Source organism: Microvirga sp. GN3 (genome assembly GCF_055792825.1).
In genome coordinates this window covers 1-13989 of record NZ_JBVVAK010000069.1, presented here as the reverse complement: position 1 = coordinate 13989, position 13989 = coordinate 1, and the positions used below count along the sequence as shown (strand labels likewise).

The window sequence follows — 13989 nt, the reverse complement described above, 5'->3', positions numbered from 1 at the left end:
ACCCCGTAACAAAACGGAGCGGCCTTGCATCTGCGACTAAGAGGTGTCAGGTGAGCGGCGATGGCGCTTCCTCCTCTTCTCCTCCTCCAAGATATCGCTCTCACGTTCGGCGGCACGCCCCTGATCGAGAGCGCCGAGCTTTCCGTCTCCCCGGGCGAGCGGGCTTGCCTTGTCGGCCGCAACGGTTCGGGCAAGTCCACCCTGCTTAAAATCGCCGCAGGTCTCGTCGAAGCCGACCATGGCAAGCGCTTCGTGCAGCCAGGAGCCACAGTGCGCTATCTGGCGCAGGAGCCGGATCTCTCCACCTATCCGACAACACTCGCCTATGTGGAGGCGGGGCTTGGCCCAGGCGACGATCCCTACCGGGCCCGCTACCTGCTGGAGCAGCTAGGCCTGACCGGCGATGAGAAGCCCGCTGACCTTTCCGGCGGCGAGGCCCGGCGTGCGGCGCTCGCCCATGTTCTGGCGCCAGAGCCCGATATCCTGCTCCTCGATGAGCCCACGAACCATCTCGACCTGCCGGTGATCGAATGGCTCGAAGGGGAGCTGAAGAGTCTCCGCTCGGCTCTCGTGCTCATCAGCCACGACCGCCGTTTCCTGGAAAGCCTGTCCCAGGCCACGATCTGGCTCGACCGAGGCAGGACTCGCCGCATGGATCGGGGCTTTGCCCATTTTGAGGAATGGCGCGATCAGGTCCTGGAGCAGGAGGAAGCGGAGCATCACAAGCTGGGCCGCAAGCTCGTGGCCGAGGCCGACTGGCTCCGCTACGGCGTGACGGCACGGCGCAAGCGCAATATGCGCCGCCTCGGCAATCTCCATGCCATGCGCCAGCAATTCCGTGAGCGCACCCGCGCCGTCGGCACCGTCAATATGAGCCTGGCGGAAGCCGAGCAGTCCGGCACCCTCGTGGTCGAGGCGGAGGGCATCGCCAAGACTTATGGCGACCGCCCCATCGTCTCGAACCTGTCCCTGCGTATCCTGCGCGGTGACCGGCTCGGCATCATCGGGCCGAACGGGGCCGGCAAGACGACCCTGATCAACATGCTCACCGGCGCCCTGGAGCCGGATGAGGGCCGGGTGCGGCTCGGTTCCAATCTGCAGATGGTCACCCTCGACCAGCGCCGGGCGAGCCTCGATCCCGACGCCACCGTGGCGGAAACACTCACCGGTGGGCGCGGCGATACGGTCACCATCGGCGGACAGACGAAGCATGTGATCGGCTACATGAAGGACTTCCTGTTCTCGCCCGAACAGGCCCGCACCCCCGTGGGTGTGCTCTCCGGCGGCGAGCGCAACCGCCTCATGCTGGCCCGTGCTTTGGCGCAGCCCTCGAACCTGCTCGTGCTCGATGAGCCGACCAACGATCTCGATCTCGAAACCCTCGATCTCCTGGAAGAGATGATCCAGGATTATTCCGGCACCGCGATCCTGGTCAGCCACGACCGCGATTTCCTCGACCGCACGGTCAGTTCCGTCCTGGTCTCGGAAGGCGAAGGGCGCTGGCTCGAATATGCAGGCGGCTATACCGACATGGTGGCCCAGCGCGGCCGTGGTGTTCAGGCCCGCGTGGTCGAGAAGGAAGCAAAACCGAAGAGTGTCGACAAGCCTGCCGCCTCGGCACCCGCGCAAGCAAAGCGTAAGCTCTCCTTCAACGAGCAGCACGACCTTAAGACTCTGCCTCAGCGCATGGGCGAGATGGAAGCCAAGATCGCCAAGGTGCAGGAGATCCTTGCCGATCCGGAACTCTATTCCCGCGACCCCGCCCGCTTCCAGAAAGCCATGGACGCGCTTACGCAATTGCAGACGGAGCTGCACGCGGCTGAGGAGCGGTGGCTGGAGCTTGAAATGCTGCGCGAGGAACTGGAGGGGTGATGTTTTTTTGCAACATCCTTTCAAAAGCGCGTTGAATATCTCTTCTGGGATATACTCCTAGGCCCATGGATGAATAATCTGATACGATATATCGTCTTGGAGGGGCATCATGGCCAATTTTAGCATTATCTCCGACGAGGGGTTCGCTCTCGACCAGTTCTTTCCCGCGCCCTTCCCAGAGGTGCCTGACGGAGAGTCTACCAGCACGAGACTGGTCTATACGATCGGGATTCGGAAGGTCGTCGTCACGGGAACCGGCCTCAATATGGGTGCAGGGACGATAAGCGAACTAGAACTGGTCGAAGCGGACGGCACGACTGTCGTTGCGGAATTCACGGGGCTGAACCTTGCCCAGTTCGTGTTCGATGATGCGCTGGCGAATCCCGCCTACACAATCCGTGACATCTTCGACCTGTTTCTCGTCGGAGATGACGCGATCTTCGGGAATGACAATAACAATGAACTGGTCGCGGGCTTCGGGAACGACACGATCGATGGCGGCGAGGGGTTCGACGATCTCATCTACCTCGCCGAATCCAATCTGATGAACCGGCCGAATGGCATTACCGTTGAGTTTACGAGCGAAGGGACCGGAACGGTTCGGGCCAACGGTTTGAACGAAATCGACACGTTCACCGGCATCGAGGCGGTTCACGGAACCCAGTTCGACGATCACTTCATCGGCCATGATGGCTTCCAGCGTTTCCGCGGCTTCGGGGGCAACGACACCTTCGACGGCGGGGCCGGTGACGACGAGGTCGATTATCGGAACGATGCACGTGAGAGCGGCATTGGCGTCGACGTCGATCTGTCGAAAGTCGGCGCCGACGGGTTCGTGACCGTTTCGTGGTTCAACGGCGACGTCGACAAGCTGAGGAACATCGAGTTCCTGCGGGGAACCCGCCATAATGACCACCTGATCGGGGACAGCCTCAACAACCGGCTGCGGGGCGACAGCGGAACGATACGCTGGATGGTGGTCTTGGCAGCGATACACTGGATGGCGGCGAGGGCAACGATGTCCTGATCGGCGGCATCGGCGGAGGTTTCGGGGAGGATCTGTTCGAGGGCAGCGCCGGCGACGATACGATCCATGGCGGTGAGATCGGGGCTGACGACAATCCGGACCTGAACTGGAATGTGCTGAACTACAGCAATCTGGGCTTCACGGGGATCGTAGTGACCTTCGGTTCGACCGCCCGTTCCGGAACCGTTAAGAAAACCGGCAACGGTGGGGGCACCGATACTTTCTTCGCCATTGACGCGGTGTTCGGCACCGACGGCGCGGATACGTTCATTGGCGGCTTGGGCGCCGGCAACCAGCGCTTCATCGGCTATGCGGGGAACGATATCTTCAACGGCACCCTCGGCATCAATGAGGTCGACTACCGGGCTGATGCAAGAGCCGTGGGGCTCCAGACCGGATTGACGATCGATCTCACCAAGGGACAGGTCCGGGATGCCACGGATCATCTCGACACGCTGATCGCCATCGAGCGTATTCGCGGCACGGACAATGCGGACACGATTATCGGCGACGGCCTCAACAATCGCCTGAGAGGGGAAAACGGCAACGATACGCTCTCGGGTGGGGCAGGCAATGACACGCTGGACGGTGGGGCGGGCGTCGACGTCGTGGCCTATGCGGGAAGCCGCTTGAACTATGCGGTCACAACGAATGGGACCGGTCAGGTCGCTATCATCGACAACCGAGCCGGTGATAGTCAGGATACCGTTCTCGGTGTCGAGTTCTTTGATTTTGCCGAAGGCCGGTTCACCCTCGACCAATTGCTGGCTTCACCGACGGTCCAGGTCACGAAGAGCGTGACGCTAGACCCGGGCGTGGTGAGCGTCACTGCCTCCGGCAAATCCAACCTGAACATCACCGGCAACGCCCTCGACAACACGATCAAGGGCAATGTCGGCAAGAACACGATCAAGGGCGGCGAGGGAGATGACACGATCTCCGGCGGTTCGGGCAGCGACAAGCTCTATGGCGGTGTGGGCCGCGATATCTTCGTTTTTGACGCCAACAAGCCTAGCAAGAGCAAGAACCTCGATACGATCTACGACTACAAGGCCGCAGACGACGCGATCTGGCTCGACAACAAGTACATGCCAAAACTGGGCAAGGGTTCGGAGGCCAATCCGGGCAAGCTGAACAAGAAATTCTTCACAATAGGCGACAAGGCCAAGGATCAGAACGATTATCTGGTCTACAGTAAGAAGACGAAGACCCTGTACTACGACGCCGACGGCTCGGGCTCGAAGCGGGGGGTCGAAATCTTCAAGTTCTCCAAGGACGTCAGCAAGGAACTGAAGTACACCGAGTTCTTCATCCTATGAGCCAGCGGCTTGCTTCATGAAGGGGCGCTACGGCGCCCCTTTTATTGCTGTCCTGGCACGGGCAGAGCGTGCAGGCCGGGGCTGTGTGGAAGAAGGCCAAGCCGAGGAGCACTGAGAAGCAGGCCGCTGCGGCGTTGGTTCAAGCTGTTCGAATTCCCATCCGTTGATGGTCACTTCCGTAGCATCACCGAGTTGAGCTGCTGCTATGCCGACCTCAGCCCCCTCACGCGCGCAAGTTAGTCCCAGCTTCTGTTGATCCTTAGGCTGTCGTTGAGCGGCGAGCCCAATCGCACGGCATCGCGCACTGTACGTGTCGATAACCTCTTCTGGCATAATCTTGGTCTTGAACGTCACATACGCATAGGCGGGAGCCGTACCGTCCTGTCCTTGTCCCATATATTCAACACTGCCGGCGACGGGTTCCAGCAGATCCAGTTCCCCGACCTGAGAGGCTGACTGAAAACTCCCGGAACGCATCCTGTGGCTGCATCCTGGCAGGAATAGGAAGCTTAATCAGGCCCAAACGGGACAGATTTTCACCGTTTCAGGTGCGGGGAGCGCCAGGAAGACACCTCGGTGGCAGCGGATAGCCGCATTTTGAGTCAGACTCTGAGTTCCATGAATGAGGAGCAGATATCTGGAGTCCCATGGGCCGAATTCATGCGTATCGAGCGACAGCCACATCATCGTGAAGAGAAGGCCGAGGGCGCAGGCAGGTACTGCAAGGATGCAGGCGGTGACGACTAGGACGTTACGCATGGGCCGCTCCGAGGAGAAGCGGATTTTGTAATTCAGTTCGGATGATTCATCATCCCCCCTAGGCCGTTACATCTCGGCTTGGCCGAGAGCGTACGGTTCACATCCCGAGGGATGTTGAAGAAGACATGACACCTTCGGTTCAGGATGTGAGGCGTCCCTATAGATCTACTTGCGTGTCGCCAGGGCTGCGGTGACCCCGAGGCCAATGAACGAGGTTCCGGAGAACCAGCGCAGGAGACGCTGGAGGCGCCGGCTGCGGCGAAGGGCATCGCCGGCTGCCCCGGCCAGCAGCGCGAAGATCCCGTCGCTCAAGATGCCGAGCCCCATGAAGGTCAGGCCGAGGATGAGGATCTGCCAATGGAGCGCGCTGCGCGCGGGGTCGACGAATTGCGGCAGAAAGGCGAGGAAGAAGATCGCCGTCTTCGGATTGAAGAGATTGACCACGAAGCCGTCGCGAAAGGCGCGGTGCAGTGGCTCGGCGGGGACCACGGGCATTTCGGGGCTGGGATCCTTGGCCATGAGGGTGCGGATGCCCATCCAGATGAGATAGGCGGCACCGAGATACTTGACGATCGCAAAGGCAAGGGCCGAGGACACGATCAGGGCTGAAAGCCCAACCGCTGCCGCAACGATGTGGACGATGGTGCCGAGATGGATCCCCATCACGGAGACGAGCCCCGCTGTCCGGCCCTGCTGGACCGAGCGTGCGATGATGAAGAGCACGGCCGGGCCGGGTGTCAGAAGCAGCACCACCGATGCCACGATGAACACCCCCCACAAGGTGGGATCGGGCATGGATATTCTCCCTCGCATTGCATTTTTGCGACCAAGCCACATCGCGGCGGTCAAGGCAAGAGGCCCAGAAAGGAGGCCCTCGACTAAAACGTCTTTACGAATGGATAGCGGGACGTCGGGCGCGACACTAAACTGACATCACCCGCTCGTTAGAAGCGGATCGTCACTGAAGGAGGAACGCGATGGGCTGCTTTTCGAGACGTTGCCTGACTACGATTCTGACGATGCTCTGCCTCGGGGCTGCGCCCGCGGCCCTCATGGCTGCGGAGCCCGACCGGGACGCGCTGGCCGAGCGCGTGACGAAGCTGTCGCGCGGAACACAGTGGAAGCCCGTTTCCGCCGTTCCAGTCAATTTCCTCACCCATCATCCGCAGGGCATGGTGAAGATCGGCGATACGCTGTTCGTGTCGTCCGTTGAGATCCAGCAACCGACCAAGCGGTTTCCGCAGCCGGTGGACGGATATGATCGCGATACGGGTGCCGGTGTCGGGCACCTGTTCAAGCTCGACATGAAAGGCAATCTCATTGCCGACATCACCCTTGGTGAAGGCACGATCTATCATCCGGGCGGGATCGACTATGACGGGAAATATATATGGGTTCCGGTGGCCGAGTATCGGCCGAACAGCCGTTCCATCGTCTATCGCGTCGATCCGGAGACCATGAAGGCCGAGGAGATGTTCCGCTTCGCCGATCATATCGGCGGCGTGGTACACAACACCGCCGACAAGTCCCTGCACGGAGTGAGCTGGGGTTCGCGCCGTTTCTATCGCTGGTCTCTCGATTCCAATGGCAAGCCCACCAATGCGAACGAAAGTCCCGAGAAGCTGCGGGCGCTCAACACGTCGCATTATCTCGATTACCAGGACTGCAAATATGTCGGCAAAAGCCGCATGCTGTGCTCCGGCGTGACCGAGATGCGCGTGACGCCGGAGGCTGCTCCGTTCCGTCTCGGCGGGCTCGATCTCGTCAACCTCGCCGACGGCCGCCCGATCTTCCAGACGCCGGTCCTGCTCTGGTCGGCCGGCGGTATGGACATGACCCACAACCCGGTCTGGATGGAAACGAGCGATTCCGGAATCCGCGGCTATTTCATGCCCGAGGACGACAAGTCTACGCTCTACATCTACGAGGCCGAGGTGAAGTAGAGATTGGACTCAGAAGGCTTGTTGGCTGAGCGTTCGGGTCAAAACTCTCGCCGTCATCCTCAGGCTAGTCCTGGGGATCCTCGCCTTTGATGCGTCGTGGTTCTTAAGACGTGGATGGCCGGGACAAGCCCGGCCATGATGTGAGGATTTCATCCCCGGCGAGCTGCAGGCGAGGGAAGGAATCCACCTCTACATACTCAGTCCTCATCCTGAGGAGGTCGCGCAGCGACCGTCTCGAAGGAGCGTCCAGTGCACTCTGGATTCTCCTTCGAGACGCAGACTGCATCTGCTCCTCAGGATGAGGATTCAGCCAGAAAAGGCGCGGATCACCGGCGTAAGGCTGGTGATGACGAGAGAGCCGGTTACCCGCCGGCCTCCAACGTGAACCCGGCCTTGATCACCACTTGGTAATGGCGCACCTCGCCGTCCTCCACATGGCCGCGGGTCTGGATGACCTCGAACCAGCGTAGGTTTCTCAAGGTATGGTTCGCGCGCCGGATCGCCGTCTGGATGGCATCCTCGATGCTGGTCTCGGACGAGCCGACGAGTTCGACGATCTTGTAGACATGGTCATCCATGGGCCGCTCCATGCTTTGCTGGAAGCATGAACGTAGAGCGCCGAATGGCGTCGCCTATGGGGCCTTTCAGCCTTCCTTGCGATAGGCCTCGACCTTCTGTTCGATGGCACCGAAGATCGAGTGGCCCTGCTTGTCCTTCATCTCGATGCGGATCGTGTCGCCGAAGCGCATGAAGGGCGTCTTCGCCTCGCCCTGGAGGATCGTCTCCACGGTGCGCAGCTCCGCCAGGCAGGAATAGCCGAAGCCGCCATCTGTAATCGGCTTGCCCGGTCCGCCCGCCTCGTCCTTATTGGAGACCGTGCCGGAGCCGATGACCGTGCCGGCTCCGAGCGGCCGGGTCTTGGCCGCGTGGGCGATCAGGGTCGGGAAGTCGAACGTCATATCGACGCCTGCATTGGGCTTGCCGAAAGGCCTGCCGTCGAGGCTGGAGAGCAGGGGCAGGTGCAGCTTGCCGCCGTCCCAGGCCTCACCCAGCTCATCGGGCGTCACAGCCACCGGCGACAGCGTGGAGGAGGGCTTGGCCTGGAAGAAGCCGAAGCCCTTCGCCAGCTCGGCGGGAATCAGGTTTCTCAAGGAGACGTCATTGACGAGGACGATCAGGCGGATGGCCTTGGCGGCCTCCTCAGGGCTTGCGCCCATCGGGACGTCATCGGTGATCACCGCGATCTCGGCCTCGAAGTCGACCCCATGCGCCTCGTCCATCGCCAGGATCGGATCCCTTGGTCCCAGGAAGGAATCGGAGCCGCCCTGATACATGAGCGGATCGGTCCAGAAGGAGGCCGGCATCTCGGCACCGCGCGCCTTTCGCACCAGCTCCACATGGTTCACATAAGCCGAGCCGTCGGCCCATTGATAGGCGCGGGGCAGCGGCGAGGCGCAGTCATGCTCGTGGAAGCGGAAGGCCGGTACGGAACCATGCTCCAGCTGCTCTGCGAGGTCGCGTAATTGAGGCTCGACTTTTTCCCAATTGTCCAAGGCTTGCTGAAGCGTCGGAACAATGAAAAAAGCATCTGTCGCGCGGGTCAGGTCTTTCGAGACGATGACGAGGCGGCCGTCACGGCCTTGGTTGAGGGAGGAGAGCTTCATTGCCACCGACCGGGTTGTTATGGTCCATTCAACTTGCAACAGAATGCTTTCCGGGGAAACGCCAATGACGACGATGAAGAGAAGAAACTTTCTGAAAGGGGCAGGTCTTGCGGCGGCAGCCGGAACGGTGGCGGCCCCGGCCATCGCCCAGAGCATGCCGGAAATCCGCTGGCGCCTGACCTCGAGCTTCCCGAAATCCCTCGATACGATCTTCGGCACCGCCCAGACCTTCGCCCAGTACATGGCGGAGGCGACCGACAACAAGTTCCAGATTCAGGTCTTCGCCCCAGGCGAGATCGTTGGTGGCCTTCAGGCCATGGACGCGGTGCAGAACGGCGTCGTGGAATGCGCCCATACCCCGCTCTACTACTACATCGGCAAGGAGCCGGCCCTGGCCATGGGCACGGGCCTGCCGTTCAGCCTCAACGCACGCCAGCTCCATTCCTGGTGGCACTTCGCCGGCGGCAAGGAAATCATCAACGAGGTGATGGCGCGGTATAACTGCACCTCCCTCGTCTGCGGTAATTCCGGCGCCCAGATGGGCGGCTTCTTCCGCAAGGAAATCAACACCATCGATGACCTTAAGGGCCTTAAGTTCCGCATCGGCGGCCTGGGTGGGCAGGTTCTGGCCAAGCTCGGCGTTGTACCGCAGCAGATCGCCCCCGGAGACGTCTATCCGGCGCTGGAGCGCGGTACCCTCGACGCAGCCGAGTTCGTCGGTCCTTACGATGACGAGAAGCTCGGCTTCCTGAAGGTCGCCAAATACTATTACGCTCCCGGCTGGTGGGAGGGTGGCGCGATGCTGCACCTCGTCATCAACCAGCAGAAGTGGAACGAGCTGCCGAAGCAGTACCAGGCCATCATGAACCAGGCGACGGAAGCCGCGAACAACTGGATGCTGGCGAAATACGATGCGGTGAATGGCCAGGCCCTGCGCCGCATGGTCGGTGCGGGCGCTGAGCTGCGTAGCTTCTCCCCGGCCATCCTGGAGGCCTCGCTCAAGGCCGCCAACGAGCTCTATGCCGAGCTCTCCGCCAAGAACGCGGACTTCAAGAAGGCCTATGACTCGATGGTAGCCTATCGCAACGATGTTCTGCCCTGGTGGCAGCTCAACGAATATGCGTTCGACACCTTCATGATCCGCACCCGCGGACGGGCGTAGTCCTTGAAGGATGTTCCCGGAATGGGGCGGCGCATATTCTGGCCCATTCAACCGGTCGCGAAAGCGCTGCCAGTTATACTGGCGGCGCTGGTCTGCATGGCGACGATCGGGAGCTTTCTCGGCTCCTGGTCGTGGCAGCTCGATCTCCTGACGCATTTCCGCCCGCAGCTCGCCGCCGTAGGATTGGTCGCCATCGTGGTGGCGCTTCTGACGTCTGCGCGAATGGCTTTGGTCGTGAGCCTTGTAACGACCCTGATCAACGTTGCTCCTCTGGCACCTTACCTATCCGGCGGCGTCCGTGCCGCTGAAGGCAGTAGTGCCGAGGATCATGTCCGGCTTCGCGTTCTGACCTTCAACATGCATGGGCAAGGCACCGATCCGGATGCTTTCCGGCAGATGGTCGAGCGGGAGAATCCGGATGTGATCCTGTTGGCCGAAGCGCCACATGACACAAGCTATCTCCTGCACGGATGGGAGAACCGCTACCCTCATCGCATCTCAGATTATCAGGGCTTCCCGCTCGGTGTCGTACTCCTCAGCCGCTGGGAGCCCAGGAGCTGGTCCGCGGACAGGAGTGCCGCGCGATTTCGCTCTGTCCTGACGACGCGTCTGTGCCATCCCAACCTCGCTGCCCGTTGCTTCACATTGGTCGGCCTGCACGCCGCTCAACCCTTCGGGAACGATCTAAAACGACAGCGCACACAGCTCGATATCGCCGCACGCGAGGTCAAGGCAGCTTCGACCGATGCTGTCATCCTTATGGGGGATCTCAATTTGACGCCCTGGTCGCCGGCATTTCAGTCGCTGATCGGCGATGCTGAATTGTACGATACGGCGAGAGTGCGCAAATTCACGGCAACATGGTCTTCTCGGTTTCCGTTGTTCGGGCTGCCGATCGATCACATTCTCATCAATCGAGGCTTTAGCGTTATCGAGAGCAGGGTGGGCAGGGACCTGGGATCGGACCATTTCCCAGTCCTTGCTGACCTGATGCTTGCCGCGAATCCATAGGTGCAGGGAAGGCTGTCGCAAGTTTCGCCTGGGGCGTTGAAATCCTGAGCTTATGCAGAAGCCCTCGTCTCCGCCCAAACATATTGGTGCTCCGAGGGAAACCAGGAGTTCTCAAACCTGGTTGCACGCGCAACGAACTTAATCTATTGGTTGCATAAGCAACGGTTTTTGTCCACTATGGCACCTCAGTCTGCAATGAAGAACGAGGACGCGCCAGGCCCCCTGGTGGTTCTGGAGCGCTTTCTCCCTTATCGCCTGAATGTTCTGGCGGGCCTGACGTCGAGCGCGCTTGCCCAGATTTATGCAGAGCGATTTGGCCTCTCGATTCCCGCTTGGCGGGTCATCGTCACCCTTGGGCAATATGAGGTCCGCACGGCGCGGGACATGGCACCCGACGGTGTCATGCATAAATCCACCGTTTCACGGGCTGTCTCGGCTCTCGAGAAGCGCGGGCTTGTCGTTCGCCGCCCCAATCTCGACGACCGGCGCGAGGAATGGCTGGCCCTGACGCCGGAAGGGCGGGCGATCTACGAGGCTGTCGCTCCCGAGGCTCTCGCCGTCGAGGAGCGTCTCCTGTCGGCTCTGACCCCGCAGGAGCAGAAGACGTTTGCTGCCTTGATCGACAAGCTCACCCAGCAGGCCCGTTCGCTGGCGCCTCAGGACGTCGAGGGGGATGACGCGTGAAGCTCTATACCTATTTCCGCTCCTCTGCCGCCTACCGTGTCAGGATCGCTCTCAACCTGAAGGGCGTGACATACGAATCCGTGTCGATCAATCTGCTGAAGGGGGAGCAGCGAGAGGAGGGTTACAAAGCCATCAATCCTCAACGACGCGTGCCATCCCTCAATATCGGCGCCACGACCCTGATCCAGTCTCCGGCCATCCTCGAATATCTCGACGAGGTCTATCCCGAGCCACCCCTGCTGCCGGTCGGTGCAGTCACTCGCGCCAAGGTGCGAGCCATCGCCAGCCTGATCGCCTGCGATATCCATCCGCTCAACAATTCCGGAACGCTGGCCTATCTCAAGAACCGGCTCGGGCACGATAAGGCCGCTGCCGACGAATGGTATGCGCATTGGGTGCGCGAGGGCTTCGAGGCTATCGAAGCTCTCATAGGGCCCGGGCCCTATGCCTTCGGGGCCCGGGTCACCCTGGCCGATATCTATCTGGTGCCGCAGGTCTTCAACGCACGGCGCTTCAACATCCCGCTCGAGGCCTATCCGAAGATCGTGGCGGTCGATGCGGCCTGCGCCGCGCACAAAGCCTTTCAGGATGCAGCCCCGGCCAATCAGCCCGACGCGGCCTGACGAAGAATCGCATCCGTTCCAGGGCGAATGCGTTGTTTTCAGAAGCACAGGCCTCTCGATCGTCAGAGGCAAAACAGGAGGATAATCATGGGACCGTTTCCGCACGATGCGCCGCCAGCCGCCATCTCCGAAGAGAACCCCATGGGCACGGATGGCTTCGAATTCGTGGAGTTCTGCCATCCCGACCCGCAGGCCCTGGATCGCCTTTTCAAGACGATGGGCTTCAGCGTCGTCGCCAAGCACCGTTCGAAGAACGTCATTCTCTATCGCCAGGGCGACATCAATTTCATTGTCAACGCGCAGCCGGGCTCCTTTGCCGAGCGTTTCGCGAGGGAGCATGGTCCTTCGGCGCCTGCCATGGCTTTCCGCGTAGCCGATGCGAAATACGCCTTGGACCGTGCGCTCTCCATGGGCGCGAAGCCTATTGAAACGCAGGTCGGCCCTGGCGAGCTCGAGATCCCGGGCATCGAAGGAATCGGCGGCCTGCAGATCTATTTCGTCGACCGCTATGGCGCGAAAGGCTCGATCTACGATGTGGATTTCGAATGGCTGGGCGAGCCCGATCCGAAGCCGAAGGGCGTCGGTCTCTATTACATCGACCACCTGACCCATAACGTCTATCGCGGGCGCCTGAATGAGTGGGCCGGCTTCTACGAGCGCCTCTTCAATTTCCGCCAGATTCGCTACTTCGACATCGAGGGCAAGCTGACGGGTCTGCATTCCCGCGCCATGACGAGCCCGGACGGCAAGATCCGCATTCCGATCAACGAGGATGCGGGCGAGACCGGGCAGATCGAGGAATATCTGCAGGAGTACAAGGGGGAGGGCATCCAGCATGTGGCTCTTGGCTCGCACGATCTCTACGAATCCATCGAGGCGCTTATCGAGGGTGGGCTGGAGTTCATGCCGGCACCGAACGAGATCTATTACGCGCGTGTCGACAAGCGCCTGCCCAGCCATGAGGAGCCTCTCCACCGTCTGAAGAAAAACGGAATCCTCATTGACGGGGAGGGCGTGGTCGAAGGCGGCTTCACGAAGGTCCTGCTCCAGCGCTTCGGCAAGACCGCCATCGGGCCGATCTTCTTCGAATACATCCAGCGCAAGGGCGACGACGGATTCGGGGAGGGCAACTTCAAGGCGCTCTTCGAATCCATTGAAGAGGATCAGATTCGCCGAGGCGTGATCGGTCCCAAGGTCGCCTAGCCTCTGACACTCCTACGATTCGAGGGAGGCCGGGCTCGCCCGGCCTTTTTCCTGCGTGCCTTGGTAAGCGAGCTATCGAAATTGTGACGGGCGTTATTCACAGCCCCGGTCTATGGGTTGCGCTCCAATCATTGCCCGGCCTCTCCTCCGCCGGCATCCGGGCTCAAGCTAGAATCCTTGTTCCTTAAGGATTTCTGAAGAACGGGCGCATAGTCTTAACAAGCAGTTAAGGAGGAGGTACCGAACGTTGCGTTTGTGCAACATGCCCCTGAAAAGCCCCCTCTCTTGCCCATTTTGTGCCTTCATTCGGTTGCTTGCGGAAATGTCCTGGATAATGTGGCTGCAGCGACGGGGGCACCCCAGTCGTCATCCTGGTGAGTTCGAATGAAAACGGGCCGCCGGGTACTAGGGGAAAAGGGACGTGTTTGAAGGCTTCGTTGAAGCTGCCGAAGCACAAAAACCCGGCCCCCCAGGGTCTCGAAACTTTGGAGGTTTAACCATGAAGCTCGCTAAGAGCCTCTTCCTCGGATCGGTCGCGGGTCTCGCGGCTGTCGCCGGGGCTCAAGCCGCCGACCTTCCCGCGAAGAAGGCCGCTGCTGTCGAATACGTGCGCGTCTGCTCCACCTACGGCGCAGGCTTCTTCTACATCCCCGGCACCGAAACCTGCCTCCGCGTCGGCGGCCGTGTTCGCGCCGAGTTCCGCTACCTCGAGCCGACCGATC

At 60.8% G+C, this 13989-nt stretch carries 14 protein-coding genes and 1 pseudogene; 11 read left to right on the top strand and 4 right to left on the bottom strand.

Annotated elements, in window-relative coordinates:
- The first annotated feature begins 60 nt into the window (after positions 1-60).
- From ACS5Q1_RS27260 to ACS5Q1_RS27245, 4 genes and pseudogenes are all read left to right on the top strand, one after another.
- Positions 61-1872, top strand: a complete 1812-nt coding sequence (locus tag ACS5Q1_RS27260) for an ABC-F family ATP-binding cassette domain-containing protein (protein WP_473101118.1) — start codon at positions 61-63, stop codon at positions 1870-1872.
- Between the two features lie 109 nt (positions 1873-1981).
- Complete coding sequence (locus ACS5Q1_RS27255; RefSeq protein WP_473101117.1) at positions 1982-2899, top strand: hypothetical protein; 918 nt, start codon at positions 1982-1984, stop codon at positions 2897-2899.
- Positions 2842-2970: pseudogene (locus ACS5Q1_RS27250) on the top strand (calcium-binding protein); the annotation flags it as partial. The gene ACS5Q1_RS27255 and the pseudogene ACS5Q1_RS27250, both read left to right, overlap by 58 nt.
- Before the next feature lie 42 nt (positions 2971-3012).
- A complete protein-coding gene (locus ACS5Q1_RS27245; protein ID WP_473101115.1) occupies positions 3013-4218 on the top strand; it encodes a calcium-binding protein in 1206 nt (401 codons plus the stop codon).
- Between the two features lie 513 nt (positions 4219-4731).
- On the opposite strand, the gene ACS5Q1_RS27240 is transcribed toward ACS5Q1_RS27245, so the two are convergent.
- Both ACS5Q1_RS27240 and ACS5Q1_RS27235 read right to left on the bottom strand, forming a co-directional pair.
- Positions 4732-4977: a hypothetical protein gene (locus tag ACS5Q1_RS27240; protein ID WP_473101114.1), complete on the bottom strand. Its 246-nt coding sequence runs from the start codon at positions 4975-4977 to the stop codon at positions 4732-4734.
- A gap of 165 nt (positions 4978-5142) precedes the next feature.
- Positions 5143-5772, bottom strand: a complete 630-nt coding sequence (locus ACS5Q1_RS27235; RefSeq protein WP_473101113.1) for a LysE family translocator — start codon at positions 5770-5772, stop codon at positions 5143-5145.
- A gap of 182 nt (positions 5773-5954) precedes the next feature.
- Between ACS5Q1_RS27235 and ACS5Q1_RS27230 the strand changes: the two genes are divergently transcribed.
- The gene (locus ACS5Q1_RS27230) at positions 5955-6920 is read left to right on the top strand and encodes a DUF6454 family protein (protein WP_473101112.1); all 966 of its coding nucleotides are present in this window, start codon (positions 5955-5957) and stop codon (positions 6918-6920) included.
- Between the two features lie 362 nt (positions 6921-7282).
- Here the strand turns inward: ACS5Q1_RS27230 and ACS5Q1_RS27225 are convergent, their stop codons facing one another.
- Positions 7283-7498, bottom strand: coding sequence for a dodecin (locus ACS5Q1_RS27225; RefSeq protein ID WP_203440205.1), 216 nt, complete (start codon positions 7496-7498; stop codon positions 7283-7285).
- A 66-nt stretch (positions 7499-7564) separates the two neighbouring features.
- Entirely contained in the window at positions 7565-8584 is a 1020-nt protein-coding gene (locus ACS5Q1_RS27220; RefSeq protein ID WP_473101111.1) for a fumarylacetoacetate hydrolase family protein, read from the bottom strand.
- 73 nt (positions 8585-8657) lie between these two features.
- On the opposite strand from ACS5Q1_RS27220, the gene ACS5Q1_RS27215 reads away from it, so the two are divergent.
- The 6 genes from ACS5Q1_RS27215 to ACS5Q1_RS27190 all read left to right on the top strand — a co-directional run.
- On the top strand, positions 8658-9746 hold the full coding sequence (locus ACS5Q1_RS27215) for a TRAP transporter substrate-binding protein (protein WP_473101140.1): 1089 nt from the start codon (positions 8658-8660) through the stop codon (positions 9744-9746).
- A gap of 21 nt (positions 9747-9767) precedes the next feature.
- Positions 9768-10757 carry an endonuclease/exonuclease/phosphatase family protein gene (locus ACS5Q1_RS27210; RefSeq protein WP_473101110.1) on the top strand — a complete coding sequence of 330 codons (990 nt, stop codon included), beginning with the start codon at positions 9768-9770 and terminating at the stop codon, positions 10755-10757.
- 195 nt (positions 10758-10952) lie between these two features.
- Complete coding sequence (locus tag ACS5Q1_RS27205) at positions 10953-11441, top strand: MarR family winged helix-turn-helix transcriptional regulator (RefSeq protein ID WP_473101109.1); 489 nt, start codon at positions 10953-10955, stop codon at positions 11439-11441.
- The gene (gene maiA, locus ACS5Q1_RS27200; RefSeq protein ID WP_473101108.1) at positions 11438-12064 is read left to right on the top strand and encodes a maleylacetoacetate isomerase; all 627 of its coding nucleotides are present in this window, start codon (positions 11438-11440) and stop codon (positions 12062-12064) included. The genes ACS5Q1_RS27205 and maiA overlap by 4 nt, the downstream gene beginning before the upstream one ends.
- A gap of 87 nt (positions 12065-12151) precedes the next feature.
- On the top strand, positions 12152-13267 hold the full coding sequence (gene hppD, locus ACS5Q1_RS27195) for a 4-hydroxyphenylpyruvate dioxygenase (RefSeq protein ID WP_473101107.1): 1116 nt from the start codon (positions 12152-12154) through the stop codon (positions 13265-13267).
- A gap of 499 nt (positions 13268-13766) precedes the next feature.
- Positions 13767-13989, top strand: a 223-nt coding sequence (locus ACS5Q1_RS27190; RefSeq protein WP_473101106.1) for a porin, incomplete at its 3' end; no start/stop codon positions are given.